The organism is Bifidobacterium biavatii DSM 23969, from assembly GCF_000741165.1.
Classification (GTDB): Bacteria; Actinomycetota; Actinomycetes; order Actinomycetales; family Bifidobacteriaceae; genus Bifidobacterium; species Bifidobacterium biavatii.
In genome coordinates, this window is sequence record NZ_JGYN01000008.1 from 81272 (window position 1) to 97740 (window position 16469).

Here is a 16469-nt window from a genome sequence, read left to right on the forward strand (position 1 = left end):
GTTCGTCACAATCCGAACAGTGGCCACGCGCGACCAAAGGAGTCCGAACATGGCGGATGCCGGCACAGAACAACCCAGCACAGCGAACGACGAACAGACCGGACTCGAGCGAAAAATGGAATCACGCCACCTGACGATGATCTCGCTCGGCGGCGTGATCGGCACCGGTCTGTTCGTTAGCTCCGGCTACACCATTCACCAGGCAGGCCCGCTCGGCGCGATCCTCGCATACGCGGTCGGCTCGCTGCTAGTCTACTGCGTGATGGTTTCGCTCGGCGAACTGTCCGTGGCCATGCCCTACGCCGGCAGCTTCCACCTGTACGCCAAACGGTTCATCGGTCCTGGCACCGCGTTCACCATCGCCATCCTGTACTGGCTGAACTGGGCGGTGGCGCTCGCCAGCGAATTCACCGCGGCCGGTCTGCTTATGCAACGCTGGTTCCCGGATTCGCCGGCATGGGTGTGGTCGGCCGTGTTCATCGCGGTCGTGTTCGCGCTCAACATCATGTCGGTGCGGTTGTACGGCGAGGCGGAATTCTGGTTCGCATCGATCAAGGTGCTGGCGATTCTGGCCTTTATCGTCATCGGACTGCTGGCGGTCTTCGGCGCGATTCCTATCGCCGGATATGATCACGCGCCGCTGTTCGGCAATTTCACGGCGGACGGCTGGTTTCCGAACGGTTTCGCACCGGTGTTCTCCACGCTGCTCACCGTGGTGTTCGCCTTCTCCGGCACCGAAGTGGTGGGCGTGGCCGCGGGCGAGACGAAGGATCCGTCGAGCGCGATCCCGAAGGCTGTGCACACCACGGTGCTTCGCTTGGCGATCTTCTTCATCGGTTCGATCGCGGTGATGGCCTCGCTGATCCCCTGGCACAAAGCGGGCGTGGACACCAGCCCGTTCGTGTTGGTGTTCCAGTCGATCGGCATGCCGTTCGCCGGCGACGTGATGAACTTCGTGGTGTTGACCGCCGTGCTTTCGGCCGCTAATTCCGGCCTGTACGTATGCTCGCGCATGGTCTGGTCGTTGGCGAAGGAGAAGCTGATCCCGGCGCGTTTCGCCAAGACGAATTTTCATGGCGTGCCCGTGTGGGCCGTGCTGTTCAGCATAGCCGGTTCGCTGCTCGCGCTGCTCTCCTCCGTGATCGCCGCGTCCACCGTGTACTTGATGCTGGTGGCCGTTTCCGGACTGGCCACGTTGGTGGTGTGGTTCTCGGTGTGCGTGTGCCATATCCGGTTCCGCCGCGAATGGGCGCGGGGCGGACATTCCGTTGGCGAATTGGGTTATCGCGCGCCCGGATACCCGCTGCTTCCTTGGCTCGCCATCGTGATGTGTGTCGGCGCTCTGGTGCTCGTGGTGTTAGATGAGACGCAGCGTTCGACGCTGTACTGCATGATTCCGTTCGTGATTTGTTGCTATGCCGGCTATTACGCGTTGGAGCGGCGGCGAGCGCGGGACGAACGGGATGCCGACTGAGACGGGCTAGCCATCTTACAAACTTTCAACCACATTGACGCTTGGCCATGAGCGCTACCGCGGAAGACGCGGATCCTCCGCATATCTTCTGTCCGGCGGCGAGAATTCGGAATTGCCGAGATATTGGCACATCCGCGTCCCTAATTGACGGAGTATGCCGTGCCTCCGTCCGCGGTCGATCCGTTCGTGCGATGTTTCGCGCTCGTATCGTTGCCGTTGGCCGCAATCCCAGCGTGCGCACGATTCGGCTTGGCGTGCGCCTTCGCCGTGAGCCAGGTCGATGCGATTTTCCAGACCGTGACGCTGTTGACCTGCGCGTCGGTGAATTCGACGTGCGGCATATGCGCCTGATGCGCCATGAGCAGTTGCAGGCCGCGGCGGCGTTCGTCGAGATCGTCCACGATCGAGGCGACGCCGTTGCCGACGATCGATGTGAACGTCTCGCCCCAATTGCAGGCCGTGCGTCCCTCGATCACCTCGCAGTCGGTTCGCATGGCGAACGATACCGGCAGACGGTTGCCGGCCGCGCGGATCGCGTCGAGCTTGCGCCCGTGCGGAGCCGAGTGCATCCACAGCGTGAGGTCGCCAGTCGCGGAGTCGTAGTCGTATCCGAAATTCAACGGCACGATCGTCAGTCCCTCGGCGTCGACGTACGCCATGTCGACGATGTCGCAACGGTCAATAATATCGGCTATCTGCGCAGGATCAACGATTTCCCGGTCCGCCCGCCGCATCTTGCGATGTTCGCCGGCGATCGTGCGCTCGTCGTCGCGTCGCTTCGGCCGATGCACGCCGCCGATCGGCCTGTTGGCGTCATTTTCCATACTCATGGTCAATCCTTCCTGACTTCACCTCATGTATGTCAGGAGCATATCAGCGGCATTCGAGTCATCGCGAATCCCCACAGCAAGGCTGTATATCACCGTCCCAGCAGCCAGTCGATGATGTTCCTACCACGGATGCCGTCCCTGGTCCGGGGGAACTCGTCCATGCTCAACACGGTCTTCGGCCAGTTGTCGGCAAGCCCGGAGAACGCGCCGAACTCACGATTGACGGTCTGTTGGGAACCCATCAGATAGGTGACCTGATAGTATTCGGTCTCACCGCCTTTTCGGGCGATGAAATCGATCTCCTTGTTACCGACCTTGCCGACCCGAACATCATAGCCGCGCCGTTTCAGCTCCATGCAGACGATCCCCTCCAGCACCTGGTCGATGGCGTTGGCGTTGCTCAGTCCGGTCGCCTGCCGCAATCCCTGATCGACGACATAGTATTTCTCATTGATCTTCAGCGTGCGCTTGCCGACGGCATCCTCGCGCGGGACACGATAGATAAGAAAAGCCTTGGCGGCAGCGTTCAGGTAGCCGGCGATCGTTTCCGACGAGATCTTGCGATGTTCGCTTTTCATATAGTCGGCGATGTTCGACAACGTGATCAGATGGCCCTCCTCGCCGAGCACGTATCGGATGACCCGCTCCAGTGCGTCGGCGTCACGGATGCCGGTATGGCGGACCACGTCCTTGAACAGAAGAACCCCCAGTGCATCACGGCTGAGTCAAAGACCGTCCGGAGAGGCCCATTGGGGGAATCCATAAAATATGATAGTGGGTTATGAGTCGACAGTCAAACCCAGCGCCCGATTCCCTCTCGCAACCTCCTCGCAAGGGCAGTCCGCAGGAGAGGGCGCTGCGCGCGTGCATCACCGACGAACGGCTCGCGTCCTATGATCGCGAGGCGCAGCGGCGCTCATGCCCGGCGCTGCGACTGTACCTGTGGGACCATGACATGGCCAGCGCCTGCATGGGCGACATTGCCATCCTCGAAGTCGCCCTGCGCAACCACATGGACCGGCGGCTGTCCCTCATTTCCTCGGAACAGGCAGGCACCAAAGACTGGTACATGGCGGGGCTTAACTTCGACGACCGCACCCAATACCAGATCCGCGAGGCATGGAACCATCTCACCCCGCAACAGCGCGGAATTCATACGCACGGTCATCTCGTTGCCTCATTGACGTTCGGCTTCTGGCGCAACCTTCTGGAGGACGGAGGCACGATTCATACGAAGTGGCCGGACCAGAGGCGCGCCGACTACGAGAACGACTTCTGGCGCAAGGGGCTTGACAAGACGTTCTCCAATGGGCGCCAGCATTCGCGTGCGATGGGAGAACGTTGGACAAGACGCTACGCGCTGGACATCGTCAAGACGGTGCACGCCCTACGCAACCGGGTCGCCCATCACGAGCCGCTCGTCAACGGCATCCCCCCTTCCCGGCGAGAACCGGCGCATCACGTTGGCGGACGCGGTGCAGGCATGTTTCGACTTGGCGATGATACTGGACCGTGACCTGCATGCGTGGCTGATGGGCAGCAGCAAGATGAAACTCGCGCTCGAATACGAACCGCGGGAAACCGGACTATAGATTGTCCTAGGAAGAAATCCTGCGGTCTTTCGTCGATGATTCCAGCATCGTCATTTCACGTCGCAGACGGTGAAGGCGAAGCTGGTGAGGGCTCCGGTGGATTTGCCGTTGGCGATGAGCTGGTCAATGTCGGGCAGGCCCTTATTGTCGCTGGTCTGGTTGAGGGCGTATTGGGTGCCGTCGGGAACCGTCGCAAGGAGCACGCCGACTGGGTGCGCAAATTACTTGAAGAATACAAGGCGCAGCTCAGAGAACGGGAGCGTCGTACCACGGCACTGTATGGCGCGCTCATCGATTTCACCAGGACATTGGACACCGCACGACCGTTAGTCCAGGACTACACCCGCGACTACGGGATGTCACGCCGCGAAATCGGCGAACAGTTCGGGCTCACGCAACGGCAGCTCAGCGCATTGTTTGAACCGTTGACCGATGCCGGTGCGACGGCAGAAGACACGGAACCACAGGCGCCCATAGCAGATGCGACCTCGATTGGTGGCTCTTCGGCATCGCAACTGAATTCCATGTCCACCGCCTCCGTTGAACCAGCGTCTATGCAAACAGACTATTTGTCGGATCAGCCGCAGCAGGTCTACGCATTGCATTGCTAACGTCGATGACAATGGGAGTGGAGATATCGACCACTAGTGTTGCGTGCATCAATGTCACACCGCTCCGCAATCGCTGTCCATGATGTCAATCAAAACAACGGACGCTGCAAATCGTTGATGTGCCATTGATGTCATCGACGGTAGGCGATGGCCGCGTTGGCATCTCGTGTGATGATGCCGGTTTGCGTCCATTGTCCCGCTGCGTCGCCGAGGAGCCTGCCGTAGTGACGCGTCGTGGACCATGACAGCAGGGTGAACTGTTGTGCATCAAGGTCGGTGATGGTCCTCAACTGTGCCGTCGAATCGTGCAGCGGCGCGTATCCGCCACGTTCGGAAACATCCCCGGATTCCAAGAAGTAGTAGTACGGGCAGTCACGGTAGTACCAGTATGCGTCGATGTACGTGTATTCGTCCTGCGCGACGACCGGCCGCTCGGCCGAGCAGACGACATGTTGGCTGAGCTGGGCCGATCCGGGCGTATCGTTGCGGTCGAAACTATGGTTGCCGCGCACGCCGTACACGATCGTCCCCGCAACCAGCATTGCAAGAACCACAACGTAGACGATCGCCGCGCGACGGCTGCGCAATCGATACGCGATGACGCACGCCAGCACGAGCGTGACGTAGAAAAACGGCGCGACCACGCTCAGATAGCGTACGGAGAACATACCGTAGCCGCCGCTGGACAGCTCCTTGACAGCGGACCAGATCATCAGGAGCGTCGTCGGCACGGCGAACAGCATGACGATCAGCCATGCAGCTTCGGCGGATTGTTGCGAGGCCAGTGTTCCGACTGACTGTTGCCGTGCAGGCAGCCATACTGCGACGAATATGCCGACGATCAGCGTCATCGTGGCCGCGACCAGCAGCGAGACGATCGACGGCAGTTCCTTTTCCGTCATACCGAGCAACATGATGTCGAATGCGTTCGCCACGCCGGACATGTTCGTACGCCGCCGCACCGGAGGCAAGACGGAGCTTCCGCCGAGCTGGCCCAGCAGCGCCGGCATCCACGGCAGGAACAGTATGACCGACACAGCATAGGCGAACAGCCAACGCCATGCGGACAGTCGTCGCATGCGCCACGATCGCGCGGCGAGCCAGATTGCGTGCGTCAGCCATACGAACGCGGTCAGATACAACGTCAGCATGCCGAGCGCGACGGTCACGGCGTACGCGCACCACCACGCGGTATGACGATGTCCGTCGCGGGCACGACGATCATCCGGTCGATCATTATGTCCGTCGTCCATGTTCCGATGGCGCCGCCTTTGCGGTCCGATCACCCCGACAGCGCACAGTAGCACCGCCGTGCCACTCACGGCCAATAGCATCGCCGGCGAGTACATGCGCAGCTCGTAACCGTAGCGCAACATGAAACCGCCGCACATGAGCATCGGCATGCACGCCGCTGCGACGCGGTCGCCGAACAGATCGCGCATCAGCATGACCAGCACGAACACGGCAAGGCCGAGACATGCGCAGTTCGGCATCCGCATGAGTGCGACGTCGTCGCCGGCGATGGGCATCCATGCCTTGAGCAGCAGATAGTACAGCGGAGGATGCGCGTCGACGGCGGTGAGCGCGATCAGCTCCCGCACGGGTCGGCTTGCCAGGATCAGCGAATACTGTTCGTCGAACCACAACGACTGGCCGCGTCCCATCAGCCAGCTCAACACGGTTGTCGCCAGAGCACAGCAGCCGGCCAACACGGGAACGGGAACCAAGTGGTGGATGGCAACGGCGGAACCGACACTAGCATCACCATCGCGTCCGCCGGCGTGCTCGACGTATGGACCGGCGGTCTTGTGGTTCGTGATCATGACAGCATCTCCCTGTCATGTGCCAGATGGTCGAAACGGGTATTGCCGGCATCACGAATGCTGATGTTGCCGTCGCGCACGATGTAGTTCGGCCGGCGTTTGGACTCCAGATACGTGTTCGCCAGATACCGGCCGATGATGCCCAGGCACATCAGCTGCAGTCCGCCGATGAACGTGATGATGCACGCGAGCGACGGCCAACCAGCCACCGGGTCGCCGAACATGGCAGCGCGCACCGCGATGAAACAGGTCGCGCCGAACGCGACCGCGCACAGCAGCAACCCGATGTAGGAGGCCACGGCCAACGGCACCGTGGAGCATGAGATCAGTCCTTCGATCGCGTAACGGGTCAGCGAGAAGAAGTTCCAGTTTGACTTGCCCGCGGCTCGGCGCGTGTTCGGATAGTCGATCCATTCCGTATGGAATCCCACCCACGCGTACAGTCCCTTGGAGAACCGGTTGCGTTCGGTCAGCGACGTCAGCGCGTCGACGACCCGACGGCGCATCATGCGAAAATCACGCGCACCGTCGGGCACGGCGACCGGCGACATGGCGTTCATCAGCCGATAGAACATATGAGCGCACATGGAACGGACCGGCGGTTCGCCCGCGCGCGTGGTGCGCCGCGTCGCCACGCAATCCAGCGTCGGATCATCGGCCAGCATCGCGAACATACGCGGCAACAACGACGGCGGATCCTGCAGATCCGCATCCATCACCGCCACGACATCGCCTTGCGCCACGTCAAGTCCGGCGAGCAGCGCGCCCTCCTTGCCGAAATTGCGCGACAGCGACAGCCAACGAACCACGAACGGGAAGGCGGTGTGCCCGTCGCCGCTTGTCGCCGCTTGCCGCAGCAGCGCCACGGTGCTGTCCGTGGAACCGTCGTCGACCAACACCAGTTCGGCCGTCGTGCCGGGATATGCTACGATAATCTCGCGAACGGCCTGTGCTGCGGCCGACAGAAACAACGGCAGACATGCCTCCTCGTTATGGCAGGGCACAACGACGGACAACGTGACTTGCCTGTCAGGACACGCGCCGCCCGCGGAATCCACTATATTGCGGGATTCGCGTTCCGCAGAAGCATGCGCGGTACGACACTGCTGCGGATGCTGCTGATTGCCCATGATACTGCCTTCTTCCCCGCGGTTGGCGCCGCCTTGCGCCTGCCATGCGACCCGCGTCCGATACGATTCCAGTGTGCGTTCACCGAATCGCGGAACATGCCTGTATCGCCCCTGATTCAGCCCTTAATCGTCGTTCAGGGTATGGGGGACGATACAGGGATACTCTGAACGCTGGCTTTCGCGCCTTCTCCGTGATCTGCCGTGGTTCGACCGGAGCGATGCGCATCGTCATGCCGGCAAAACGGTTCACATTGGTGAGCATGATCGGATCCATTGCCGGTATTATGCCGATTACGGGATGTTTGTACTGCAACGATGCCGAACACGGACTGTACGCAGAACAGTCCAGTGAGGAACACGAACGCGGCGGGACGATATGTGCGGTAGAAATCAACCACGTCCGGTTGTGCGTATGGCATCGCGATGGTGTACACGCAGCCGGCGAGCAGAGCGACGGATAGCGAGCCGATCAGCAGTGTGATGACGGCGAAACGCAGTCGCCGCCGGTCTTCGCACGCACGTGCAAGCCAGTGAAACGCCAGCGTGACGCAAATGCTGACCAGTAAGCAGCACAGCAACCCGCACGTGGGCAGCATGTCGATGATGAGCAGCGTGTCCGTTGTCGGCTTCCTTTCTTTTCGGTATTGGCCTCATTTAATCCGTTGGCAACGGTACAGGCAACGTCATGTCAAGCGATCGCATGACATGACGTTGCCGTTTTTCAGAGGAATGCGCCGTCTCGCATGGTGAGTGTGGTGTCGCATTGGGCTGCGACGCGTGGGTCGTGTGTGGCGAGGATGAGTGTGGTGCCTTGTTTGCATTGCGTGAGGAGCATGGTCATGATGGTGTCGGCGGTGTGCGTGTCGAGTGCGGCCGTGGGTTCGTCGGCGATGATGATGGCCGGGTGCATCACGGTCGCCCTGGCGATGGCGATGCGTTGTCTTTCGCCGCCGGACAATTGCCCGGGCATGCGTTGCGCCTTGCCGGCGAGGCCGACCTGTTCCAGTGCGGCCGTGGCGCGTTGCCTGCGTTCGGCGCGTCCGATCCGGGGGTTCGCGTATTCCATGGGGATGGCGACGTTGGCCCATGCCGGTTCGTCTTCAAGGATCGCGTAGTCCTGCGGGATGAAGCCGAACATGCGGTTGCGCCATGCGGACCGGTCCGTGTCGTTTTCCGGTGCCGGGTGTCCTTGCAGGAGCAGGGAGCCGGAGGTGGGTTTCATGGACAGTCCGATCATGCGCAGCAGGGTGGATTTGCCGCATCCGGACGGTCCCATGATGGCTATCGAGTCCCCGGCCAAGGCGTGCAGGGATATGTCGTGCACGGCGAGGAGCTGCGCCTGCCCGTCCGTGTATCGTTTGATCAGGTGTCGGGCGTCTATGGTCGTCTGTGGCATGGTCGGTGCTTCTTTCATTGGATGTGTGTGGTTGCCCGTCGCGCGGCGGTCGTCCAGACCGGGATCGCCGTGACGAGGATGACGGCGATCATCGTCCGGGATGCGGCGGCCACCGGTTCGCCTATCAGCTGGAAGCATGCCAGTACCACGGCGGCGGGCAGCAGCATGACGAGGATGAGCCCGGCGACGCGGATCGCCTCGTCCACGGCGGTTGCGCCGTAGAGCCGGCGGACAAGCATCGACGGCCGTTCCCTCGCGAGGGTCACGGACAATGTTTGGATGATCACGATGACGGTGAGCGCGAGGAAGGCGGACAGTCCGAGCAGGTACATCAGCGCGCGTACGATGAGGTCCTTGTCCCGTTGGGGTTGTTCCGTGTTCAATCGGTGCGGCACGAGTATCAGGCCGGCGTCGCGGCTTCCCGTGATGAACTCGTCGAGCCGGGTCCGCGATGGGTTGAACATGACCGTTTTGGTCACCGCTTCTTCGAGTTCGATGTCGTTGAGCCGGTTCAACGAGCCGGGGTTGAGCCGGATGACGAGATACCGGTCCAGGTTGATGCCGGCGGTGTTCGGGTCGAATATGGCCGCCGAGGCCGGCAGCGTGCCGGTTACCTTGATGTCGGTGCCGGCGATATGCACGCTGTCGGGCGCCTGCGTCCGGTCCACCCGATAGCCGATGGACGCGCAGGGCGCGTGGGAGCACAGGCCCAATCGGGGGAACACGTCGTCGACGTTGCCCATCAGGATGATGGTCGGTATGCCGTTGGCGAACCCGGGATCGTCGATCTCGATGTTGTTGATGATCGCGGCGTACCCCCTACCCTGTTCCAGCATGTCCCGCAGGCCATCCGCCACTTTGGGGTCCGTCTTGCTTGGGGACTGCAGGAGGTACTGCGGGGAGAACGTGACCGCGTCGGCGGCCCGCAGACGGGCCTCGCCGCTGATCACGCTGGACTCGGTCAGCACGTCGCTGAGCGTCATCGTGAACACGCTGCCCGTGAAGACGACGAGCAGCGTGATGCCGAGGATCGATCCCCATCGCCTCAATCCCATACGGACGCCGGTCATCAGTTCATGGATCATCGTTCCACCTCGTCATTCGATCGTATGCCGAACCACTCGGCCAACGCCGTCGCGCACACCGTCAGAATCGTGCCAACGGTGAAGGCCGCGGCGAACGCAACGGCCGGGCCGATGCCGGTCCTGCCCGACACCACGATGATGAGGACGGCGCTCAACATGGTTCCCGCCAGCACGCCCATCACGATCGGGACAACGGCCCCGCGCACCCGGCCCGCCCACACCTGTCTCCTGGTAGCGCCGAACAGTCGCCTGACGTGCAGGTCGGCCTTTCTCGCCGTCTCCATCGTCGTCACGCACACGCAGGCGCAGACCAACGCCAGTACGAGGAACAACAAGGTGATGCCCACGAAGGAGTCCCCGGCAAGGGACGACCACAACGATTGCGTCTGCGGCCGGGTCGCGTCCATGCCGCAGCGCGCGAACAGGTCCGAGATCTCCCGGAGCCGCTGCGGGTCGCTCGTATTCACATACACACTGCCGGGAAACAAGGGAACCGCCCCCAACGGGAGCACATACTGCAGATTGCCACCCACGTTCACCCCCGGAACCCTGACGACCCCGCCGACGGAAAACCCCTGGGGCAGCAGCGGGGCATCCCCATGCTCGCGCCATTGCCCGGCCGAGAACGACGACTCGATCACACAGGCCATGCGACTGTCCATGTCCCGACATCCGTGCGGAAGCGCATCGGCCCATCCGATGGAGGAGCCCGACGACTGGAACACGATCGCCGGCCAGCCGTCCCCCACGGACCCCTCCAACAGGGAAATACCGTGACCGGAAAGATACCTGCCCAGATCACGCGTCGCCTCAAGACTCTTTCTTTCGTCGTGCCCGGCATCCGCCGACGCGGTCAGCACCAGCTGCGTCCTCGCATCGGACATGCCCCATTGCGAGCCACGCCAATCAAGAACGCTCCAGTACACAGCCCACGCAAGAAACGAAGACAACACACCCAACAACAACGACACCACGGCGACGGAGACGCGGAACCTATTCGGAGATGACCCATCCATGCAACGTCCTCCAACCTTTGCCGGAACATGACAGCCGTCACACCGATCGATATCAAATCGACCGATCCGGCCAGCTCAATGCATTACATACCCTCGCGCATCGCAGCCGCAACGTCATGTCAAGCAATCGCATGACAGCGGCGCCGTTTCATGCCGGAAAACCAATGGCCGCCGGCGGTACAGTGGGTGTCATGGAACTTGGAAGCGAGCCGGACGCGGCGAGTGTGATCCGTATCGGCGTGTTGGATAATGATCCGTTCGCGTTGGACGCGATGTGCGCGATGATCGCGGCCATGTCCCGGGATTTCCACGTCGTGTGGGGCACGGGTTCGCCGGCGGTGGCGATCGAGCACTGCCACAACGCGCATACACGGCCGGACGTGCTCGTATTGGACATGGCGTTGGGCGGCATCACGGGCGCGGACGTGTGCCGGCGCATCCGCCGCAGAACGAGCAAGGTGGGCGTCATCTGCGTCACCTCGTATTCGACGGACGTCTATCGGGATGAGGCGATCGAAGCGGGCGCGCAGGGACTGCTCGCCAAGGAACGGCTCAAAGCCGACATCGCCGACGCGGTGCGGCGGGCGGCCGTTGGGAAGCCGACCGCAGCACAGGCCGCCTTGGGCTTCCGTGACGCGGCATCGGCGCACGCGGCATTGTCCGGTACAGTGCCGGCGAGGATGTCCGAAGACATGAAGGACTCATTGTCCGAGCGCGAGAAGGACATCCTGCGCCTGTACGCGCAACGCTTGACCACCGACGAGATCGCACAGCGGCTGGGCATCGCCAAGGGCAGCGTGTTCACGTACGTGCATCGCGCGGCCGACAAGCTCGGCGTGACCAGCCGCAGGGAGGTGCTGGAAGCATGCGCCAGATACGATCTGCTGTAAACCGATTTATCAGCCGAGCCGGTCCGGGCAACGACCATCCGGTCATCGCCGTAACCTGCGTGCTGCTGGCTGCGGCCCTCATCGCGGAATACATGGCCCGGGCCACGACGGATGCCTCCTCAACGGTGAGCGTACAGCATCTCGCATTGGTGCTGGTGATACTCGTCGGTCTGATCGGCGGCATGTTCCGCCCGCGATGGTTCCTGTGGGCGGCGCTTGTGGCCGGGGAGATGCTCATGCTGGCGATGCCGATGATCACGCCGCTTGCCGTCATCATCACCTGCACGGGGTTCCTCGCCTACCTGGACACTTGGTCGGGTGCGATCGCCACCGGCATGCTGCTCATCTCCACCACGTTCGGCGTCGCACCCAACAGCGGCCGCCTGCTGGTGGCCACATTGCAGAACCTCGCGTTCTATTGCTTCCCGCTATTGACCGGCCTGCTGCTGCACATGATGCGCCAACGTGACCATGACTCGTATCTGCTGCGCCGCCAGCAGGAACGCGAGGACACAGCCCGCAGCCTGCATGACACCATCAGCAACGACCTCGCCTACTTGATCCTGCGCATCGACCACGCCGAAACCAACGGCATGCCCAACAGCGAACCCGAATACCGGCAACAGCTCCGGGAACTACGCGACGCAGCCGATCGCGCCATGACCCACACGCACGCGGTCATCGACTCACTGGAAACACAGCCGAAACCGCAGCCGCAGCCGGAACCGTCGGAAGCACAAGACGAAACACCCGCACCGATTCCAGCCGACGATCCCGTATCCGCGCAACAGGGAGAACTGCAATCCCTGATCGACGACGAGGAGACGAGACTCGAATCGCTCGGCTTCACCGGCGACAACCTGCTCGGCGAACTCCGCCATCCGCTCCCGCCCGACATGATGCGACTGCTCACGGGCCTGTTGACCGAACTGTACGCGAACATCGCCAAACACGCCGACCCGACCGAATGGTACGCCATCTCCACCAGCTTCGACGCAAACGACATCCGCATCTCCGTCAGCGACACCAGCGCCGAACATGACGGAAAACTTGGATTGGGCAGCGGCCTCGACCGCTACCGCACCATCATCGAAACGGCCGGCGGCAGCTTCGCCATCCGCACGGAACAGCGACACTGGCAACTGGATGCCGCCATCCCGTGCAGGTCGGACAGTGGGCTACACCAGTAGGACGAGTCTCGTACCGGACTCGTTACTTGTCGAAGTGGCAGTTGCCGAAGAAACTGCGCCATGCCTGCACAAGGCCGTTCCAGTTGCGGCGCATGTACAGCTGGATCTTCCGCGTCGTCTTGGCATCCAACGTGGTCGAGTCTACGACCACATCCCCGTCGGCGGTCAGCACGAACTTGGCAAGCCGATACGAGTTGTTGCGTTTGATATGGAAATGCACGCCGTGACCGCCGTCATTGCTGGTCACATAGAACTCGTATCCGGCGACGTCTTCAAACCATATCTCAGGCATATTCGCGATCCACTTCGCGCGCATCCTCCACAAACGGATAGGAACGCTTGAAATAGCCCTCCACCAAGGGAAGCGATTCGGACGGGAACGTGTTGCTGCGCACCGTGCCATCGTTGTTGAACACAATCTTGAACCCGGTCGCCGGTTCGGTGACCGTAACCGTTCTCGCCGTATACCCCAGCCGAAGACCGTTGGCCTCCAACAGGTTACTCATGCCGATCCTCGCCACGACAGCCTCCGTAATCCACAATCAACCTACAAAGTATCACGCATCCCATCGTATACGGCTTCCCTCACGAAACACGATCCGACCTCTTTGCTCTTATTCTTGTGCCGGCGCATCACAGTTGGATGGTCCGGTCGCATGATTCGGCCACGTGGTCGGAGTGGGTGGCGATGATGACGACGCCGCCGTTTTCGGCCATGCTGCGCAGGGTGTGGATGACCATGTCGGCGTTGTCGTGGTCGAGGGCGCCGGTGGGTTCGTCGGCGAGGATGACACCGGGACGCTTGACGATGAGTCGCGCCAACGCGACGCGTTGCTGTTCGCCGCCGGAGAGCCGGTAGACGGGGTCGTGTTCACGGCCCTTGAGCCCGACGCGGTCCAATGCCCGGCTGATTCGGTTTCGCCTGTCCTGCCGGCTGGCTGCGCCGTGCATTGCCACGTCGAGGTTCTGTTCTATGTCGGCGTTGTCGATCAGCGCGTAGTCCTGGAACAGGTAGCCCAGGGTGCGTTTGCGGAACAGTCTGGCATGGCGCGGGTTCATGGCCGTCAGGTCGTCCGGCCCGCATTTCAGGGTTCCGGCGGTGGCGTGTTCGAGCAGGCCAATGATGTTCAGCAACGTCGATTTGCCCGAGCCGGACGGTCCAGTCAATGCGATCATCTGTCCCGGTTCGATGCGGAACGTAAGATCGTGCCACAGTGTTCGTTTCCCGAAGGTCTTCCCGAGTCCGGTCGCGATGACGGGGGCGCCGGGCAGGCAGTGGTGGTCGTGCATGGTTTATTCCTCTCTGGAGTGGTTGGCGGCGAGGATGCGCTCATAGCGTGCGGTCGCCAGCAGGTAGATGAGTATGTTCACGATGGTGACGGCGGCGATGAACGCGGGCTGCCAACCGCCCAGCAGGTAGATGTCGGCGACGTTCTGGGCGCCCGTGGGGGTTCCGGCGCGCAGTCCGCTTTGGATGATCTGGTAGGTCGAGAAGAGGATCGGGGCGAGGGCCAGCATGGTTTCCATGGTGATCGCGAGCCGGTGGGTGGCCGGGAAGCTCCAGCCGTGCACGTAGCGGGCGAAGATGCGTTGGGCGCCGCCGCGTACATGCGTCTGGGCGGCGGCGATGGCCGAGGCGATGAGGATGGCGATGGCGACGAGCACGTTCATCAGATGGATGCGCAGATTCGCCTGGAGCTTCGCGAAGTCCGCGGCCGCCTTCGCGCTGACGCTGCTCACGGCGTAGATGAACGGTTGCAGTCCGGCCTCGCGCAGCGAGACGAGCGCCTGGTCCGGGTCGGTGAGCATGGCGTTGCCCGCGGAGGCGTAAGCCGTGTAGTCGTCGGGCGAGAATATTCCGGTGTCGGAATCCACGCCGACGAGCACCGCGTCATGGAACAGGGTCTTCTGGTTCGGCATGTTCTGCTGTCCGTAGCCGAACAGGGACTGGCCGGACTTGCCCGTCAGCACGGTGATCCGGGGCGTCGCGACGCCATGCATCTGGCTCTGCGAGCCGATGAACGCCCGTACGACGTTCTCGATCCGCTCGCGTTGGTCCTGTTTCGAGGCGGGTATCACCACCAGCACCCCCTGGTTGGGTACTCGTGTGATCCGCCGGCCCAAGGCGTCTTGCACCGTCTGCGCGTGCAGATAGTTCGAGTTCACCACCAGCACGTTCCCGGACAGGGAAGCCGCGCCGTCCATAGGCGATCCCGTCTGGCTTGCAACGGCGGAAAGCTGCTCCAGCGTGTATCCCTCCTCGGCGAGGATCATACGGCCCTGTCGTTCCTGCGAGATCAGCCATTGGCCCGTCGCGGCCGCATACCGGTCCTGCTCATCCTGGGAGAGCCGGGGGTTGAGTCTGATGGCGCTGGCTTGGCCCGCCGTGGCCCATGCCTGTTGGGCTTCGGCCTGGTCCAGGGCCTGGCTTGCGACCATCCCCGCGTAGATGACTGCCCAGACGGCCAGGATCACGGCGGGCACGCGCACGCAGTAGATCAGCCCTGACGCCAGACGCGCCGGCAGCCGCCCCTTGAGCGATGCCAGCAGCGACGAACGGGACGCCACCATAAACCCGATGAGATACGCCACGACGATCACCATGAGAAACACGGCGAACACGCCGGCCGCCAACGCCAGCGCCATGCCCATATGCGACGCATGGTTGTACAGGGCCAGGAATCCCGTGAACCCCAGCAGCACAGTCAGGATCGAGGCCAGGGCCTGGCGGATGTTGGCGCGGACGTCACGCGCGATGACGCTCCAGCTGGAGTTGCCCTGCAGACGCTGCACGGCATACCCTTTGACGTTCATCAACGCGAACATGCCCGCCAGCATCGCGCACAACAGGATCGTCACCGCGAAGCTCACCCCCAGCGGCTGATTGCCCAGCCACTGAGCGTACGAAGCCGTGTAGTCGGTCTTGACATCCACCTCGTACCCGTCCGTGCGGAACCGCTCGGCGAACGCCCAGGTTGCGGCCGGATCGCCGTACACATAGTAGCTGCCGCGAGGATCCTGCCCCGAAAGCCGGTCGAAGGGCAGCACCGTCGTCGTCATCGAACGGGTGAACCCCGAATACCCGTCGGCCAGCCAACGGGCCAGCTCCCCCGACCTGTCCCCGACAGCCACATACATGGACCTCGCGCCGCCCGGATCCTTGATATCCTCCACCAATTTGACGATGTCGGCGCTCGTGTCACCAGCCGTCCGTTCGACTCCCGCGATGGTCGACGAACTGGGCTTGGACGGCGTCGACCCCGACACCTGCACCGTGCCCCGCACGCCCAACGGCGCCACGGCATCCAACCCGCTGAGCATCACGAACGAACCGACAACGGCGACCAGCACCGCCACCAGTATCGCAAGCCGAATAATCCTGCCTCGCATCACAGTCTCCTTGTCATGCCGCGTGGTGTAGTTCCAGCACCC

Annotated in this window: 17 protein-coding genes; 5 read left to right on the top strand and 12 right to left on the bottom strand. The window is 62.4% G+C overall.

Annotation, left to right across the window (positions count from 1 at the left end; translation table 11 throughout):
- Positions 1–49: 49 nt before the first annotated feature.
- Positions 50–1474: an amino acid permease gene (locus BBIA_RS04080; protein WP_033493623.1), complete on the top strand. Its 1425-nt coding sequence runs from the start codon at positions 50–52 to the stop codon at positions 1472–1474.
- A gap of 140 nt (positions 1475–1614) precedes the next feature.
- Here the strand turns inward: BBIA_RS04080 and BBIA_RS04085 are convergent, their stop codons facing one another.
- Together BBIA_RS04085 and BBIA_RS04090 are read right to left on the bottom strand one after the other, a co-directional pair.
- The gene (locus BBIA_RS04085) at positions 1615–2304 is read right to left on the bottom strand and encodes a pyridoxamine 5'-phosphate oxidase family protein (protein ID WP_081891970.1); all 690 of its coding nucleotides are present in this window, start codon (positions 2302–2304) and stop codon (positions 1615–1617) included.
- An 89-nt stretch (positions 2305–2393) separates the two neighbouring features.
- The gene (locus BBIA_RS04090) at positions 2394–2990 is read right to left on the bottom strand and encodes an ATP-binding protein (RefSeq protein ID WP_051923757.1); all 597 of its coding nucleotides are present in this window, start codon (positions 2988–2990) and stop codon (positions 2394–2396) included.
- Between the two features lie 95 nt (positions 2991–3085).
- On the opposite strand from BBIA_RS04090, the gene BBIA_RS04095 reads away from it, so the two are divergent.
- Positions 3086–3820: a DNA-binding protein gene (locus BBIA_RS04095; protein WP_238548429.1), complete on the top strand. Its 735-nt coding sequence runs from the start codon at positions 3086–3088 to the stop codon at positions 3818–3820.
- 126 nt (positions 3821–3946) lie between these two features.
- On the opposite strand, the gene BBIA_RS14785 is transcribed toward BBIA_RS04095, so the two are convergent.
- Positions 3947–4099: a hypothetical protein gene (locus tag BBIA_RS14785; protein WP_238548430.1), complete on the bottom strand. Its 153-nt coding sequence runs from the start codon at positions 4097–4099 to the stop codon at positions 3947–3949.
- Positions 4100–4108: 9 nt separating this feature from the next.
- On the opposite strand from BBIA_RS14785, the gene BBIA_RS04105 reads away from it, so the two are divergent.
- Positions 4109–4507: a hypothetical protein gene (locus BBIA_RS04105; protein WP_033493621.1), complete on the top strand. Its 399-nt coding sequence runs from the start codon at positions 4109–4111 to the stop codon at positions 4505–4507.
- 131 nt (positions 4508–4638) lie between these two features.
- Here the strand turns inward: BBIA_RS04105 and BBIA_RS04110 are convergent, their stop codons facing one another.
- The 5 genes from BBIA_RS04110 to BBIA_RS04130 all read right to left on the bottom strand — a co-directional run bounded on the left by BBIA_RS04110 (position 4639) and on the right by BBIA_RS04130 (position 10957).
- Complete coding sequence (locus BBIA_RS04110; RefSeq protein ID WP_051923758.1) at positions 4639–6330, bottom strand: glycosyltransferase family 39 protein; 1692 nt, start codon at positions 6328–6330, stop codon at positions 4639–4641.
- Positions 6327–7460, bottom strand: coding sequence for a glycosyltransferase family 2 protein (locus BBIA_RS04115; protein ID WP_081891974.1), 1134 nt, complete (start codon positions 7458–7460; stop codon positions 6327–6329). The genes BBIA_RS04110 and BBIA_RS04115 overlap by 4 nt, the downstream gene beginning before the upstream one ends.
- Before the next feature lie 721 nt (positions 7461–8181).
- The gene (locus tag BBIA_RS04120) at positions 8182–8856 is read right to left on the bottom strand and encodes an ABC transporter ATP-binding protein (protein WP_051923759.1); all 675 of its coding nucleotides are present in this window, start codon (positions 8854–8856) and stop codon (positions 8182–8184) included.
- A 14-nt stretch (positions 8857–8870) separates the two neighbouring features.
- Positions 8871–9941, bottom strand: coding sequence for a hypothetical protein (locus tag BBIA_RS04125; RefSeq protein WP_033493617.1), 1071 nt, complete (start codon positions 9939–9941; stop codon positions 8871–8873).
- Positions 9938–10957 carry an FtsX-like permease family protein gene (locus tag BBIA_RS04130; RefSeq protein WP_033493615.1) on the bottom strand — a complete coding sequence of 340 codons (1020 nt, stop codon included), beginning with the start codon at positions 10955–10957 and terminating at the stop codon, positions 9938–9940. The genes BBIA_RS04125 and BBIA_RS04130 overlap by 4 nt, the downstream gene beginning before the upstream one ends.
- Before the next feature lie 191 nt (positions 10958–11148).
- Between BBIA_RS04130 and BBIA_RS04135 the strand changes: the two genes are divergently transcribed.
- On the top strand, positions 11149–11847 hold the full coding sequence (locus tag BBIA_RS04135) for a response regulator (protein ID WP_051923771.1): 699 nt from the start codon (positions 11149–11151) through the stop codon (positions 11845–11847).
- Positions 11823–13037, top strand: coding sequence for a histidine kinase (locus BBIA_RS14790; protein ID WP_238548431.1), 1215 nt, complete (start codon positions 11823–11825; stop codon positions 13035–13037). Before BBIA_RS04135 ends, BBIA_RS14790 begins: the two co-directional genes overlap by 25 nt.
- Before the next feature lie 22 nt (positions 13038–13059).
- Here BBIA_RS14790 and BBIA_RS14135 read toward each other — a convergent pair whose 3' ends face one another.
- From BBIA_RS14135 to BBIA_RS04160, 4 genes are all read right to left on the bottom strand, one after another.
- Positions 13060–13329 (bottom strand): DUF4160 domain-containing protein, encoded by a 270-nt coding sequence (locus tag BBIA_RS14135; RefSeq protein WP_033493611.1) that lies wholly within the window; start codon positions 13327–13329, stop codon positions 13060–13062.
- Complete coding sequence (locus BBIA_RS14795) at positions 13322–13558, bottom strand: hypothetical protein (protein ID WP_101625895.1); 237 nt, start codon at positions 13556–13558, stop codon at positions 13322–13324. The genes BBIA_RS14135 and BBIA_RS14795 overlap by 8 nt, the downstream gene beginning before the upstream one ends.
- Before the next feature lie 112 nt (positions 13559–13670).
- Positions 13671–14327, bottom strand: coding sequence for an ATP-binding cassette domain-containing protein (locus BBIA_RS04155; RefSeq protein WP_051923761.1), 657 nt, complete (start codon positions 14325–14327; stop codon positions 13671–13673).
- A gap of 3 nt (positions 14328–14330) precedes the next feature.
- On the bottom strand, positions 14331–16427 hold the full coding sequence (locus BBIA_RS04160) for a hypothetical protein (RefSeq protein WP_033493608.1): 2097 nt from the start codon (positions 16425–16427) through the stop codon (positions 14331–14333).
- Positions 16428–16469: the final 42 nt, after the last annotated feature.